Annotated in this window: 10 protein-coding genes; 3 read left to right on the top strand and 7 right to left on the bottom strand. The window is 63.4% G+C overall.

The features are described 5' to 3' along the window. Positions 1–217: 217 nt before the first annotated feature. The 6 genes from AC1RWL_RS13530 to AC1RWL_RS13555 all read right to left on the bottom strand — a co-directional run bounded on the left by AC1RWL_RS13530 (position 218) and on the right by AC1RWL_RS13555 (position 6,648). Positions 218–796 (bottom strand): transglycosylase SLT domain-containing protein, encoded by a 579-nt coding sequence (locus tag AC1RWL_RS13530; RefSeq protein WP_256120725.1) that lies wholly within the window; start codon positions 794–796, stop codon positions 218–220. Then, complete coding sequence (gene fliK / locus AC1RWL_RS13535; RefSeq protein WP_493094987.1) at positions 720–2,150, bottom strand: flagellar hook-length control protein FliK; 1,431 nt, start codon at positions 2,148–2,150, stop codon at positions 720–722. Before fliK ends, AC1RWL_RS13530 begins: the two co-directional genes overlap by 77 nt. Continuing rightward, entirely contained in the window at positions 2,147–3,463 is a 1,317-nt protein-coding gene (gene motC / locus AC1RWL_RS13540) for a chemotaxis protein MotC (RefSeq protein WP_492649956.1), read from the bottom strand. The genes fliK and motC overlap by 4 nt, the downstream gene beginning before the upstream one ends. Positions 3,464–3,473: 10 nt before the next feature. After that, positions 3,474–4,697 carry a MotB family protein gene (locus AC1RWL_RS13545; RefSeq protein WP_493094988.1) on the bottom strand — a complete coding sequence of 408 codons (1,224 nt, stop codon included), beginning with the start codon at positions 4,695–4,697 and terminating at the stop codon, positions 3,474–3,476. Next, on the bottom strand, positions 4,694–5,347 hold the full coding sequence (locus tag AC1RWL_RS13550) for a hypothetical protein (protein WP_493094989.1): 654 nt from the start codon (positions 5,345–5,347) through the stop codon (positions 4,694–4,696). The genes AC1RWL_RS13545 and AC1RWL_RS13550 overlap by 4 nt, the downstream gene beginning before the upstream one ends. A 317-nt stretch (positions 5,348–5,664) precedes the next feature. Next, positions 5,665–6,648, bottom strand: a complete 984-nt coding sequence (locus AC1RWL_RS13555) for a flagellin N-terminal helical domain-containing protein (RefSeq protein WP_493094990.1) — start codon at positions 6,646–6,648, stop codon at positions 5,665–5,667. Between the two features lie 710 nt (positions 6,649–7,358). On the opposite strand from AC1RWL_RS13555, the gene AC1RWL_RS13560 reads away from it, so the two are divergent. The 3 genes from AC1RWL_RS13560 to glf all read left to right on the top strand — a co-directional run bounded on the left by AC1RWL_RS13560 (position 7,359) and on the right by glf (position 13,810). Further along, complete coding sequence (locus AC1RWL_RS13560; protein ID WP_493094991.1) at positions 7,359–10,382, top strand: beta strand repeat-containing protein; 3,024 nt, start codon at positions 7,359–7,361, stop codon at positions 10,380–10,382. Between the two features lie 177 nt (positions 10,383–10,559). Next, positions 10,560–12,605, top strand: coding sequence for an O-linked N-acetylglucosamine transferase, SPINDLY family protein (locus AC1RWL_RS13565; RefSeq protein ID WP_256120732.1), 2,046 nt, complete (start codon positions 10,560–10,562; stop codon positions 12,603–12,605). Between the two features lie 47 nt (positions 12,606–12,652). Continuing rightward, positions 12,653–13,810: a UDP-galactopyranose mutase gene (gene glf, locus AC1RWL_RS13570; RefSeq protein WP_493094992.1), complete on the top strand. Its 1,158-nt coding sequence runs from the start codon at positions 12,653–12,655 to the stop codon at positions 13,808–13,810. Between the two features lie 75 nt (positions 13,811–13,885). Here glf and AC1RWL_RS13575 read toward each other — a convergent pair whose 3' ends face one another. Further along, positions 13,886–14,800 carry a flagellin N-terminal helical domain-containing protein gene (locus AC1RWL_RS13575; RefSeq protein ID WP_439630072.1) on the bottom strand — a complete coding sequence of 305 codons (915 nt, stop codon included), beginning with the start codon at positions 14,798–14,800 and terminating at the stop codon, positions 13,886–13,888. Positions 14,801–14,856 lie beyond the last annotated feature (56 nt).

Here is a 14,856-nt window from a genome sequence, read left to right on the forward strand (position 1 = left end):
GCAATTAGAGAAAGTGACTGAGTGGAATTAACAGTTGATTAAGATTTGCGTGCCGATTTGATCTACATATAGTAGGTCGCCTCGAGTTTCGCCACAACTATGTAGTGGAAAAGTTAACAAAGGTTAACGACGCGCCTTGTCATCCCAATTCAGGGCGCATTCCTGCCACATTACGGCACAGGTCGTTCGGGGTGTGAAATTTCAACTTTTAGTCGAATCATTGGCAGAACTGTTTCGCGTTCGCCGTCCAGCTTCCGTAGCCCGTCGCGACCAGATTTGCGATCACCCGGCAGACATAACGCTTCTGCGCGGGGTCGTTATTCGGCCCCGCATGATAGCGCGCGACGGCCATCGTCCAGGTCTCATGCCTGGCGTGAAGCCGCGAAAGAAACGCCGCCGCATACTCGACGTTCTTGCGCGGGTCAAACATTTCCGCCGTCGAGGCAAACTGGTCGCGGTGGAAGTGGTGGTTGATCTGCATGCAGCCGAGATCGATCAGCTTCGCGCCGCTGGCGCGCGCCTTCTCGAAAGCCTGCAAGGCATCCTGCCGGTCGCGGCCGAAAAAGGCCTTGCCCTCGATGTTCATGGCATAGGGCTGCAACGATCCCTTCCGGCCGGTCTCGGTGAGACCGACGGAATAGAGGATGCCGGCCGGTATGTCATATTTCGCAGCCGCGGCGAGGATCTCCCGCTCGCAGGCCCCGACGGAGGCGTTCGCGTCAGAGATAGACGCCGCCAGTGCGCTGAGGCTGACCGCCAGCGAGGCCAGGAGCGTTTTCCGACGTGTTGCCTTCATGGGACATTCCCTCGCGTGCAAAGTTGCGTGCCTGCTGCTCTCCGCCGCCCTGGCGACCATTGCCGCCTTCACGCGCCTGCGGGTTGGAGAACTGCTGCTGTTGCTGCTGGTTCTGGCTGTCGCCCTGCTGGGCGTTCGCGCTCTTGTCGGCCGGCGAAAGCTGCACGGTGACCTGGTCGACGGCAAAGCCCTGGCCGCGCAGCGCGCGTACGATGGCGTCCTGGTCGTCGGTGAGCTGGCGATAGGCCTCGCCCGTCTCAACCTGCAGCGAGACGACGAGAGCGTCGCCGTGCAGGCGCAACGTGGCGGTGACGAGGCCGAGCTCGATCGGGTGCATCTGGATCTTCAGCGTGTTGACGACCTTGCCGGTCGCAGCCGCTTCGGAATGGCTGAGCCCGCCGGTGGCGCTGAGCGAGGCCGCCCATTGCGGGTCCTGTGTGATCGCAGACGTGACGGCGCCCGCATTGCCGGTCTGCGCGAGGCCGATATAACGGCGCGCATCGACCACGGTCACCGTCTCGCCCTTCACGCCGGTCGGGTTGGCGTCGCGGAAGGTGGCACGCTCGCCGGCGTCGGAAAGCTTCATGTCGAGGTCACGCCCCTTGCCGTCGGCGCGGATCAGGCGGAAGAGCTGGTCGGTATCGGACTGCGGCACCTCGCCGGCATCCGCACCATCGACCGCCGCCGTCGCGTCAGCCTTCACTGCAGTGGCATCGGCGCGCGCTTCGGCCTTGGTCTGGCCCTTGCCGCCAGTCTGCGTCTTGACGTCCTGTACGGCGCCCGCGACACCGGCATTCGCCGCCGCGCCATTGGTCACGGCATGGGGTACGGCGTTCGGGGCGGCCAGCATCTCCAGGAGATTGCCGACATCCGTGTTCGCCGGTGCCGCCTCTGCCGTGCCGGTCGTCGCCTCGGCGTCGTCCGCGGCCGTCTCGTCGGCATTGCGGGCAGCGACCTTGTCGGTGTTGCGGCCCTCGCCCTGCGTCTTGCGACCGTGGCGGCCGGCGGCTTCCAGTAATGCCGCCGCCTTTTCCTCGAAGGGCACTGTCTCCTCTTCGGGCACGTCCGCCCCGGCCTTGTTGCGCAAGGCTTCGTTGAGCGCCGCGCCGTCGCGGCGGCCGAGCTTGACGCGCGTCTCGTCGGTCTTCTCGCCTTCCGGTTCACCCGCGCCGATCGAGAGCGACAGGCGCGCACCCTTGCGGCCCGCCTCGCCCTCCCGTCCGGAGATGCTCGCAACGGCACTGGCGAAACCGCCCTCTTCCGAAGCGCCGGCGGAAAGGCCGTGAGCGGCCTTGCCCTTGGTTGGCGCATGCCCCTGCACGACGCCCAAAACCCCGCTACCGATGGTGCTCAACTGCCTTCTCCTTTCAAGAGCGCGTCGATTTCGTCGAGCTTGGACCGGCCGCCCGATACGAACGTATCGAAGGCCGGGTCGATGCCCGCCGTTTCGCCCTGCTCTTTCGTTTCCTCTTTCGGCTCAATGGCCGATGCGACCGGCGTTTCTTCGCCGCCGGCGCGCGGGTCCATTGCCCGGTCCGCCATTTCCGCTTCGCTCAGCCCCTCGTAGGAGGCATCCTCCACGTCGGCAGCCGGCACGGTGGCCTTCGCCTCCGTCGCCACCGTCTCCGGCACGCGCAGCACTTCCTCGGCCACCGCGCGGGCAGCCGCCTTCAGGGCGCGGTCCTTGGCGGAAAGCTTGTCGTCGGGAATGGCGATGATCGATTCCATCGCCTGCGCCACGTCGCCTGACGGCACCGAAGCGAGCCCCGAATAGAGATCGGCCAGGACCTTCGGCACGCTTTCGCCGTCGCCCGACAGCGCCTGCGCGCGTTCGGCGGCAAGCGAGGCCAGCTTGTTCTTGCCCGAGATCGCGGCGAGCCGCGCCATGCGCAGATAGACCTCGCGCTGGCGGGGCACGTCCATGAAGGAGAGGATTTCAAGGATGTCGTCTTCCTTGATCGCCTCGAAATGATCCACCGCCAGCTTCACGAAAAGATCGGCGAACTGGCTGGCATAGGGCGAGCGCAGGTAGCGGCGCGCATAGCGATTGGCATAGGCCATGCTCTTGTCGATCCAACCCGCTTCGCTGGCGATATAGATCGAGCGGCGCAAGGCCGCCTCCTCAACGATCGTGCCGGGCGCGACGAGGCGACCCCAGTCGAAATAGGTCAGCGCCAGCGCCGGGTCCTTGCGCATGACGGAATTGGCCGAGACGAGCGCCAGATAGGCGCCGACGCGCGAGCGCTTGTATTCCGGGAAGATTTCCGCCAGCGACTTGACGCTCTGCGTGCCGCGGCCGCTCAGATAGCTGCGCAGCGCATCGGTGAGACGGGAATCGAAATGCCCGTCGACATCCTTGGTGATCAGGAATTCCAGCGTCTCGGGATTGCCGCCGCTCATGGCATAGACGAGGGCTGCATCGACATTGCGCGGATCGTCGAAGATCGACGAATCCGCCGTGCGCAGCCGCTCGTCGATCGTGCTCAGCAGGAAGCGCTGCATTTCCATCGCCGAATGGTCGCCGAGCGCCACCGTGTCCTGCACATATTGCAGCGACCGGATCATCTTGTAGGGCGCGAGGTCGTCGAGATTTTCGGCGCGCGCGGAGGCGGCACCGCAAACCGCAGTGCAGAGGACCGTACCCGTCAGGAGGAGGCGCCGCAACAAGCCCATGGCGTCAGGTGCCTTCGGCCTGGATGAGAATTTCGATACGGCGGTTGGCGTCGGCCATCGGATCATCCGGCACCTTCAGGCGACGATCGGCAAAGCCTGTCACCTGGCTCACGCGCTTCTCCTCCAGCCCGCCGCGCACCAGCATGTAATAGGCGCTCTCGGCACGCTCCATGGACAGGCGCCAGTTATCGTTCTTGCCGCCGGCGAAGGGCCGGGCGTCCGTATGACCGCGGATGGCGATCGCGCCGGGCCGGGCTTCGAGAATCTTGCCGATCTTCTCCATGGCCAGCACCATCTCGCGCTTGGGCAGCGCCGAGCCGATGTTGAACATGGGCGTGTCGAGCTGATCGGTGAGGCTGACGAGCAGGCCGCCCTCGGCCGGCGTCACGGTCAGGCCTTCGGCCAGCTTGCCGAGCGTGCCGATCTGTTCGGTGATCTGCTTCTTCAACTCGTCGGCCTTCTTTTCCTCGGCGGACTTGGCCTCGTCTTCCTTGGCCTTCGTTTCCTCGGCGATGGCCTTTTCCGCTTCGGCCTTGGCAACCGCGGCCTTTTCGGCCTCTTCCTTTTCGAGCGCTTCCTTCACCGTGTCGTCGCTGGCGGCCGCCATCTGCTGGGCGGTCTTGCCTTCGCTTCCGGCATCGGTCGCCTGCGAGACCTCGACCTGCTGCGTCCAGAAATCGGGATCGAACGGGTCGCGATACGCTTCGCCGCCATTGGCGCCGGTGGCGGGACCGGACGTCGCCGCACCGCCCTCGCCCTTGGCGCTGACATTGGCCTGCTGGCCGACTTCCTGCGCGATCTCGGAAAGCACGGAATAGGGGTTCTCGAAGAAATTGGCCTCGGAATATTGCGATTCCTCACCGGCCGTCGTCTTCTCGTCCTTGCCGCTTTCGGCACCGTTGCCGCTTGCCTGCTGCTGGCCCTGCTCCTTGGACTTGTCCTGGGTCGCTTCGCCTTCGGCGCTGTTGGCCGGCTTCTTCACCGATTTGTCGGCCGGCTTGTCGTCGGTCAGCTTGATCGGGTTGAAATAGGAGGCAACCGAGGCCTGCGTCTTCTCGTTTGCGGCATTGACGAGCCACATGACGAGGAAGAACGCCATCATCGCGGTCATGAAGTCGGCATAGGCGATCTTCCAGGCGGCCGAATGGTGGTCGCCTTCATGATCGCCATGGCGTTTGACGATGATGATCTCGTTCTTGCCGTGGTGGTGATTTTCGCCTTCGCTCATGCAAGCACCTTGCGTACGGTATCAGCCCAGGCTGCCATCCGCGTTACGAGGACGGTTTCGCCGAACTCCACCGTCAGATCGACATCCTGCATCTCGACATGCCGGAAGACCGGCGCGGGCTCGTCGAAATGCGATTGCAATTGTTCGAAGAGGTTAAACGGCCCCTTCACCGTGATCGCCATGCCCTCGTCGGCCTTGAGGCCCTCGGCGATCATGCGGGCGAGGTCGGCAACGGCACCCGTCGTCAGGATCTCGCTCATGACCGGCGCCAGAACCTCGGCTGTCTGGGCGGCGACGCGATCGGAAACCTCGCCGGTCAGCGTGGAGAACCGCTCGGCCAGCGCCCTGGCATAGTCCAGCTCGTAGCGCATCTTCAGCGCGTCGAGTTCGGCCTCGTGCTCCGCCTTCAAGGCGGCGATATCCGCCTCGTGTTTTGCGGCAAGCTCCGTCTCGGCTTCCGCCCGGCCTTCCGCAAAAGCCTCGGCGCGTTCGGCGGCAAGGTCGACCGGCGGTTCCGGCGGCGGCATTGCAAAGGCCGGAGCGGCAGCGCTACCCTCGGCCTCACCCATGGAAGGCGACGAAAAGGCAGGCGTCCTGGCGCGCGGCGGTGCGCCAAAATCCTTGAGGTAACGGGCGAGTTGCACGCTCATGCCGCACCCTCCCGCCCTGCCGCGTGCCGGACGAACAACGAGAGGACCCAACGGGAACCCCGTGGGCCGTTTCGACGCTCGCTCTCGAAAACACTGGAACCTGACACCACCGCTGACCTGTCTCCTCGGACAACAAGCACCTTTCGGGTCGCGAAAGGCGCACAATCTTCCTGATCGTGCCATTGAGCCTAGGGGTTCAAACTTGTGCGAGGATGAAGATGAAAGGGTGTTGGGCCGCGCCAGGGCAAATAGCGCGGCCCAACCGCCCGCCTCGGCCGATGACCAGCGGCCGGGCGGATGAGAAAACCTGCCTGCTCTTACTGACGGAAGAGCTGGAGGATGTTTTCGGCACTCGAATTGGCGATGGACAGCGACTGGATGCCGAGCTGCTGCTGCGTTTGCAGCGCCTTTAGACGGGTCGATTCCTCGTTCATGTCGGCATCGACGAGACGGCCGATGCCCTTGTCGATCACGTCGTTCAGGCTGGCAACGAAGCTCTCCTGCATGCCGATGCGCTTGGTAATGGCGCCGAGCGTGGAGGCGGAGTTCGTCAGGTCCTTGATGATGCTGTCAACGACGCTGATCATGTCGTCGAGCTGTTCGTAGGTGGTCGTGTCCGGATCGTCCGGATCGTCCTTGATCGAGATCGGCGTATCCGTGGGGGACGCGCCACCCATGTCGATCAAGTAGTAGTAGCGCGAGGGACCTGCCCCGTCGTCGGTCAGTTCGCTGGCGTCGATCGACTTGGTGAGAAAGCCATTGTCCGGAGTCTCGATGTCGATCAGCACGGAGGTCTGCGTGTCGAAGTCGAGCGTGGTGACCTTGACGTTGCCGCCGGCGGTGCGCACGAAGGAGGCGACGACGGATTTGATGCCGAGCGGGTCGGTTCCGGTATTGTAAAGCCAGTTCTCGCCGGAGAAGGACGCCGACTGGGCGGCCGAGACGAGCTGGTTCTTCAGCTCGGTGATTTCGTCGTTGATCTTGTTCTTGTCGACGCCCGGTTCGCGGGCAGCCACCAGCTTCGCCTTGATCTCGCTCATCACCTCGATGACGTTTTCAAGCGAGGTATAGGCGGTGTCGACCTTGGCGGCGCCGAGGCCGAGTGCGTCGGCGACGGTCGAAAGCGCGCGGTTGTCGGAGCGCATCGTGGTTGCGATCGACCAGTAGGCGGCGTTGTCGGCGGCAGTCTCGACGCGCAGGCCGGACGAAACGCGTGCCTGGGTCGTCTCGAGACCCGTATCGATGGAACGGAGGGTTTGCAGCGCCGCCATGGCGGCGGAGTTGGTCAATATGCTGGTCATTGGCATTTGCCCTGATAAAGGATTGTCGGGGACATGCCGGAGTGGGCGGGGACCGGTAACGACGAAGGGGCTTCATGCATCCGGCGCCGCTGTTTTGCCCTGGGCGCCAGTTCATCGTTCTTAATGAAGAGTTAACGGCGAATGGTTAACAAATGGTTAACGTCGTTAAGACTTCATAAAGGAAGGTGAAAAAAGCGTAAGCGCGCGATGGCTAATTCTTGCCGGGACAGGCAGCTCTTCAACCAGAGGACGTGGAGTAGGACGGCCGCCCTCGCCCCCGTACGGTACGGTCCCGTATCAATCCGGCAAATTCTGCACCATTTTCAGGCGCTCCCCGCTTGTATTGCGAGGAACTGTTGCAACCCGTTAACGCATTGTTAGAACTTCCTGCATAGAACTTTCCTTAGTTGCGAGAGTTCTAACCAAATCGGTGCTTGCAACCACTGGCGTGGGGATCGGAGCCGCCATTAGGCTCCGGAAGCATGATGCCCTTCCGATACGCTGGCTCGTTCGAGTCATGTTCCATGAAAACAAAGTTATCGTCCGACAGGACACCCGAATTGCGAAGTCAATGGCGGGTCCGCGGACGTCCAACGCTGCAGCAAGCGCAGGACGTGCTGAGCGTGCCTTAAGGGATCGTGCCGATCCTTCCCGGGCCGTTCGCAGGGCAATGACGTTTGTGGACAGCCAACCATCAAGGGCGCGCGTTCATGACTTCAATCGTTACAAACCTTACCGTCACCCAGATCCGAAACCTTTCCTCCGCGGCAATCCAGCTCCTCAACACCGAAGACGTAGCGGCGTTGAACAGCACGCAGATCGCGGCACTCAGCTCCTCGCAGGTCAACGCATTCTCGAGCGACAGCCTTCTGGCCTTCAATTCGGACCAGATCGGCGCGATCGCCGTCAGCGCACTCGCAGGCCTCAGCGCATCGCAGCTCGCAGCACTCGAATCCGGCCACATCAGCGGCCTCAACTCCAAGCAGATCAGCGCGCTCAGCAGCGCCCAGGTCGACAGCTTCACGACCGACCAGATCGACGTGCTGAGCAGCGCGCAGATCGCCGCTCTCGGCTATGACGCCTTCACCACCATCAACTCGGACGAGCTTGCAACCTTCACCACCGACGAAATTGCAGCCATCAGCGTCAAGGCTCTCGCAGGCCTGACGACCGACGCGCTCGCCGGCCTCGACACCGACAAGATCACCGCGCTGAACAGCAAGCAGATCGCCGCTCTCAGCAGCGACCAGCTCGCAGCCCTCTCCTCCGACCAGGTTGCAGCGCTCACCACCGACCAGGTTGTCGCCCTGACGGCAAAGCAGCTCTCCGGCCTCACCACCGATACCGTCGCAGCACTCAGCACCGACCAGGTCGCCGTCCTCGGCAGCAAGCAGATTGTCGCCTTCTCCAGCGCCCAGGTCGAAGCCCTGACGTCGGAACAGATCGAAGCCCTGAACAGCTCGCAGATCGCAGCCCTCGGCTCGGCAGCACTCGCCACGATCAGCTCGGACGAACTGGCAACCTTCACCACCGACGAACTGGCCGCCATCAGCGTCAAGGCTCTGTCGGGTCTCTCCTCCGCCGCTCTCGCCGGCATCACCACCGACAACATCACCGCCCTGAACAGCAAGCAGATCGCCGCTCTCTCCACGAGCCAGATCTCGGGCCTCTCGTCCGACCAGGTTGCCGCTCTCAGCACCGACCAGGTTGTCGCCCTGACGGCAAAGCAGCTCTCGGGCCTCTCCACCGACACGGTCGCCGCTCTCAGCACCGACCAGGTCGCCGTTCTCGGCAGCAAGCAGATCGTCGCCTTCTCCAGCGCCCAGATGGCCGCCCTCACCTCGGAACAGGTCGAAGCTCTCACCAGCTCGCAGATCTCGGTTCTCAGCTCGTCGGCACTCTCCACCATCAGCTCGGACGAACTGGCTACCTTCACCACGGATGAACTGGCCGCCATCAGCGTCAAGGCACTGTCGGGTCTCTCCTCCGATGCCCTCGCCGGCATCTCGACCGACGACATCACTGCCCTGAACAGCAAGCAGATCGCCGCTCTCTCCACGAGCCAGATCTCGGGCCTCTCGTCCGACCAGGTTGCTGCCCTCAGCACCGACCAGGTTGTCGCCCTGACGGCAAAGCAGCTTTCGGGCCTCTCCACCGACACGGTCGCCGCTCTCAGCACCGATCAGGTCGCCGTCCTCACCAGCAAGCAGATCGTCGCCTTCACGAGCGCCCAGGTCGAAGCCCTCACCTCCGAACAGGTGGAAGCTCTCACCAGCTCGCAGATCGCAGCGCTCGGCTCGTCGGCACTCTCCACCATCAGCTCGGACGAACTGGCTTCCTTCACCACGGATGAACTGGCCGCCATCAGCGTCAAGGCTCTGTCGGGTCTCTCCTCCGCCGCTCTTGCCGGTATCACCACCGACAACATCACGGCCCTGAACAGCAAGCAGATCGCCGCCCTCAGCAGCGACCAGCTCGCAGCCCTCTCGTCCGATCAGGTTGCTGCCCTCAGCACCGACCAGATCGTCGCCCTGACGGCAAAGCAGCTCTCGGGTCTGACCACCGACTCGGTCGCCGCTCTCAGCACCGACCAGGTCGCTGCGCTCACCAGCAAGCAGATCATCGCCTTCAACTCTGGGCAGGTAGAGGCTCTCTCCTCCGAACAGATCGAAGCGCTGACCAGCTCGCAGATCGCAGCCCTCGGCTCCTCGGCACTGTCCACCATCAGCTCCGACGAACTGGCAACCTTCACCACGGATGAGCTTGCAGCCATCAACGTGAAGGCCCTGTCTGGCCTCTCCTCTGCCGCTCTTGCCGGTATCACTACCGACAACATCACGGCGCTGGACACCAAGCAGATCGCGGTTCTCTCCACCAGCCAGATCTCGGGTCTTTCCTCCGATCAGGTTGCGGCTCTGAGCACCACCCAGGTCTCGGCTCTGACGGCAAAGCAGCTCTCGGGCCTCTCCACCGACACGGTCGCCGCTCTCAGCACCGACCAGATCGCTGTCCTCGGCAGCAAGCAGATCGTTGCCTTCTCCAGCGCCCAGGTCGAGGCTTTCTCCTCCGAGCAGATCGAAGCTCTCACCAGCTCGCAGATCGCGGCTCTCGGCTCCTCGGCACTGTCCACGATCAGCTCGGACGAACTGGCTACCTTCACCACGGATGAACTGGCCGCCATCAGCGTCAAGGCTCTGACCGGTCTCTCCTCGGGTGCTCTTGCCGGTATCACCACCGACAACATCACTGCCCTGAACAGCAAGCAGATCGCCGCCCTGAGCAGCGCCCAGATCTCCGGTCTCTCGACCGACCAGGTCGCAGCACTGAGCACGAGCCAGATCAACGCCCTGACCGCCAAGCAGCTCTCCGGCCTGTCCACCGACACGGTCGCAGCGCTGAGCACCGACCAGGTCGCGGCTCTGAACAGCAAGCAGATCGTTGCCTTCACCAGCAGCCAGATTGCGACCCTGACGAGCGAACAGGTCGAAGCCCTGACGCCCGGCCAGATCGCAGCCCTGAGCTCCTCGGCAATCGCAGCGATGGACGCAGACGAGATCGCCACCTTCTCGACGGCTGATATCGCAGCCATCGGTGTCAAGGCTCTCTCGGGTCTGTCCACCGACGACATCGCAGGCCTCACCTCCGACCAGGCCCGCGCCTTCACCAGCCAGCAGATCGGCGCCCTGAACAGCGCGCAGGTCGAAGCGGTCATCGCGGCTTACAACGACGTCTAAGCCGAACATCTCGGCCTGACATGAGGCGGCGCGGTTCACACCGCGCCGCTTTTTTTTGTGCCCGTTTTTCGGAGTTACGGGCCACCGGAAACGACCAGCCCGACGCAAGTCTGTTCCTGTAGCAAGGCGAACGAGCTCTTTTGCGAACCGTTCAACAGCCGTTGCCGCAGGATGTCCATGACCGTCAGCACCCCCATTCACGCAGATCCCAATGCACCCCTCCTCCACCTGATGGGTCGGGCCCGCAACCAGCAGCTTTCGCTTTCCGAGCTCTTCCAGAGCGCGGAAAGCCTCAGCGCGGGCGGGCACAGGGCGCATGCGGTGGAGCTCTACAAGACCTGGATCGCCTTCAACGACACCAACCCGCTGCTGCATCTGGCCTATTTCAACTACGCCGTTTCCCTTTCGGGCGCCGGCGACGCCGCGGGAACCATTCACGCGCTTCGCGCCGCCATCCGCATCAACCCGCAATTCGGCCAGGCCCATATCAATCTCGGCCGGACGCTGGAGGATTGCGGGCTGGTCGGGCAGGCCGTGCAGCAATGGCGCGGCTTCGTCGATACGACGGCGGACGTGACGCCGGACCGGATCAACAACCGGCTGCTCAGCCTGCAGCATATCGGCCGCGTGCTCGAAGGCACCGGCCATCTGGAAGAAGCCGAGGCAGCGCTGTGGCAGGCCATGGAACTGTTGCCGACGCGTACGGAAGCCGCGCAGCATTGGATCTCGCTTCGGATGCGCCAGTGCAAATGGCCGATCGTCTCCTCGTCGCTGCATATCACGCCGCGGCAGTTCATGGATGCCATGTCGTCCATGACTATCGCCTGCTATACGGACGATCCGTTCTTCCACATGGCGAAGGCCTATCGCTACTCGCAGACGGCCGTCGGCCGGCCGGCCGATCTCAAGGCCTTCGTGCGCAAGCCGGTGCGCCAGAAATCGGGCACCGGAGAGCGGCTGCGCGTCGGCTATGTCTCCTCGGACCTACGCCAGCATGCCGTCGGCTTCGCGCTCAGCGAAGTGCTCGAACTGCACGACAAGTCGTCGGTCGAGATCTTTGCCTATTATTGCGGCGAGCCGGCGCCGATCGACAAGACGCAGGCGCGAATCAAGCAGGCGGTCGACCATTGGCGCGATATCAGCCCGCTCAGCGACCTGGACGCCGCGCGCCTGATCGCGACCGACCAGATCGACGTGCTCGTCGACGTCAACGGCTATACCAAACACGCGCGCACGAAGATTTTCGCCTACCGGCCGGCGCCCGTCATTGTCAACTTCTGCGGGTATCCGGGCACGGTCGCGAGTCCCTACCACCAGTACATGATCGCCGACGAGCACATCGTGCCGCCGGAAAACGAGATCTATTATACCGAGAAGGTCCTGCGCATCCCCTGCAACCAGCCGGTGGACCGCAAGCGCCTGGTCTCGCCGCGCCCGATGCGCTCGGCCGTCGGCCTGCCGGAAAACGCCTTCGTCTTCGCGAGCTTCAATGGCATGCAGAAGATCACCGCCCCCTGCTTCCAGCGCTGGATGAGCATCCTCACCGCCACGCCGGGCAGCGTGCTATGGCTGCTTGCCGGTGACGACAGCGTGAATGAGCGGCTCAAGCAGCTCGCGACGCAGAGCGGCATCGCGCCCGAGCGAATCATTTTCGCCGGCAAGGCGCAGAACCCGGACCATCTGGCCCGAATCGGCCTTGCCGACCTTTTCCTCGACACCTTCCCCTACGGCGCGCATTCCACGGCGGCCGACGCCATCACCCAGGGCCTGCCGGTGCTGACCGTGTCCGGCAAGAGCTTTGCGTCGCGCTTCTGCGGCAGCATCGTCACGGCGGCCGGCATTCCCGAACTGGTCTGCGCCGACCCGGACGCCTATGTGCAGAAGGCCATCGCCTTCGCCCGGAATCCGGCGAGCCTCGCGGCCGTCCGGCAATCGCTCCAGGCCCAGCGCGAGACCTGCGCACTGCGCGACATGGACCGCCTCGCACGCCGCCTCGAAGAACTGTACTGGCAGATGCAGGGCGACGCGGAACGCGGCGAACTGCCCGTGCCGGACCTGCGCAACCTCGACGTCTATTACGAGGTCGGGGCCGAGCTTGCGGCTGCGGGCATCGAATTCGAGACCGACGAGGCCTACCGTCAGCGCTACCGGGCCGAACTCGTTGCGCTCAACGAGCATGCTCCCCTCTATCCGGACGCGCGCCTCTGGCAGACAGCCGGTTAACCTCCGGTCGCGAGCGCGCCAAACGTGAGAACGCAGGACGGGATGCCATGCGCGTAAAAGAAAAAATCCTCATCGTCGGCGCCGGACTGTCCGGCGCCGTTATCGGCCGGGAACTCGCCGATGCAGGCTATCGGGTCGAGATCATCGATCAGCGCAACCATATCGGCGGCAACTGCCACACGGTGCGCGACGAAGCGACCGGCGTGATGGTGCATATCTACGGGCCGCACATCTTCCACACCGACGACAGCGAGGTGTGGGACTATGTGAACGGCTTCCAGACCTTTATGCCCTACAAGAACCGGGTGAAGACGACGAGCGGCGGCCAGGTCTATTCGCTGCCGATCAACCTCCACACGATCAACCAGTTCTTTGGCAAGACCTTCAGGCCCGACGAGGCGCGCACCTTCCTGGAAGACCAGGGGGACAAGACGATCACCGATCCGCAGAGCTTCGAGGAACAGGCGCTGCGATTCGTCGGCCGCGATCTCTACGAGGCCTTCTTCAAGGGGTATACCCAAAAGCAATGGGGCTGTTCGCCGACCGAGCTTCCGGCGTCGATCCTGAAGCGGCTGCCGGTGCGCTTCAACTACGAAGACAACTATTTCTTCCACAAATACCAGGGCATGCCGGAGACCGGCTATACCGAGATGATCGAACGCATCCTCGACCATCCGAATATCGGGGTGACGCTGGAAACCAGCTTCCGGCGCGACCAGACGGAGGGTTTCGCCCACGTCTTCTATTCCGGCCCGCTCGACGGCTATTTCGACTACGAGCTCGGCCGGCTCGGCTATCGCACGCTGGATTTCGAGCGCTTCACCTATGACGGCGACTACCAGGGTTGCGCGGTGATGAATTACGGCGACGTGTCCGTGCCCTATACGCGCATCACCGAGCACAAACATTTCTCGCCTTGGGAAGAGCATGCGGGCTCGGTCTGCTACCGCGAATTCTCGCGAGCCTGCGAGGCCGACGACATCCCCTACTACCCCATCCGCCTCGTCGAGGAGAAGGCGCAGCTTGCTGACTATGTCGCACGCGCGGAACAGGAAGCGGGCGTCACCTTCGTCGGGCGGCTCGGCACTTATCGCTATCTCGACATGGATGTGACGATCCGCGAGGCGCTCGATACGGCCCGGCTTTATCTCGCCCGCAGGGCGGAGGACGCCGCCATGTCGAGCTTCCTTCGGTCGCCGCTTTAGGCCGACGAAAAAGAAAAAGGCCCCGGAAAACCGGGGCCTTCTGATGGCCTTGAAGGGTTGAGCCTCGCCTTCCGATTAACGGAAGAGCTGGAGGATGCCTTCGGAAGAGGAGTTGGCGATCGACAGCGACTGGATGGCGAGCTGCTGCTGGGTCTGCAGGGCCTTCAGGCGGGTCGATTCTTCGTTCATGTCGGCGTCGACGAGGCGGCCTACACCGCTGTCGATCGAGTCGGTCAGCTTGGAAACGAAGTCTTCCTGCAGGCCGATACGCATCGAGATCGAGCCAAGTTCGGCGGCCGCGCTGGTCATTGCCGAGAGCGAGGTTTCGACGTCGGAGAGGAACTCGCCGATGTCGGCCGGGGTCATCGTGTCGTCGAGTTCGATTTCGATGACGGCGGTGCCGGAAACGGCGCCGGCCGTACCGAGGATACCGGCGGCGAAGTCGATGTCGGTGCCGTCGTGGCCGAAGAGGACGTTGCCGTCGGCGCCGGAGTTGAAGGTGTAGGTGGTCGTCTTGACCGAGACGGTGTCGTCAGCGGAGCGGACGAAGCCCGAAACGACGGACTTTTCGACGGCGTCTTCGCCGGCAACCCAGTTTTCGCCCGAGAAGGAGGCCGATTCTGCGATGCTCTTGAGCTGGTCCTGGAGCTGGGTGAGTTCTTCCTGGATCTTCGCCTTGTCGATGCCTTCTTCCGTGGCGGCAACGAGCTTGGACTTGATTTCCTTGACGACTTCGATCGCCGAGTCCATCGCCGCGTAAGCGGTGTCTACCTTGGCGGCGCCGAGGCCGAGGGCGTCCTGAACGGCGGAAAGTGCGAGGTTGTCCGAACGCATCGTGGTGGCGATCGACCAATAGGCGGCGTTGTCGGCTGCACCGGCGACGCGCAGGCCAGACGAAACGCGGGCCTGGGTTTCTTCCATGTTGCTGCCGATGGAACGCAGGGTCTGGAGTGCGGTCATTGCCGCGATGTTCGTCAGAATGCTCGTCATGTCTAAGGTGCCCCTTGAGTGGCTGAAACTGGGAAAAGGGACATTCCGGGGTCGCC

The organism is Shinella sp. GW821-FHT10F02 (assembly GCF_058809275.1).

Coding starts and splice junctions, on each gene's coding strand:
- AC1RWL_RS13530 (WP_256120725.1), bottom strand. CDS start 796: ATGAAGGCAACACGTCGGAAAACGCTCCTGGCCTCGCTGGCGGTCAGC.
- AC1RWL_RS13545 (WP_493094988.1), bottom strand. CDS start 4,697: ATGAGCGAAGGCGAAAATCACCACCACGGCAAGAACGAGATCATCATC.
- AC1RWL_RS13550 (WP_493094989.1), bottom strand. CDS start 5,347: ATGAGCGTGCAACTCGCCCGTTACCTCAAGGATTTTGGCGCACCGCCG.
- AC1RWL_RS13555 (WP_493094990.1), bottom strand. CDS start 6,648: ATGACCAGCATATTGACCAACTCCGCCGCCATGGCGGCGCTGCAAACC.
- AC1RWL_RS13560 (WP_493094991.1), top strand. CDS start 7,359: ATGACTTCAATCGTTACAAACCTTACCGTCACCCAGATCCGAAACCTT.
- AC1RWL_RS13565 (WP_256120732.1), top strand. CDS start 10,560: ATGACCGTCAGCACCCCCATTCACGCAGATCCCAATGCACCCCTCCTC.
- glf (WP_493094992.1), top strand. CDS start 12,653: ATGCGCGTAAAAGAAAAAATCCTCATCGTCGGCGCCGGACTGTCCGGC.
- AC1RWL_RS13575 (WP_439630072.1), bottom strand. CDS start 14,800: ATGACGAGCATTCTGACGAACATCGCGGCAATGACCGCACTCCAGACC.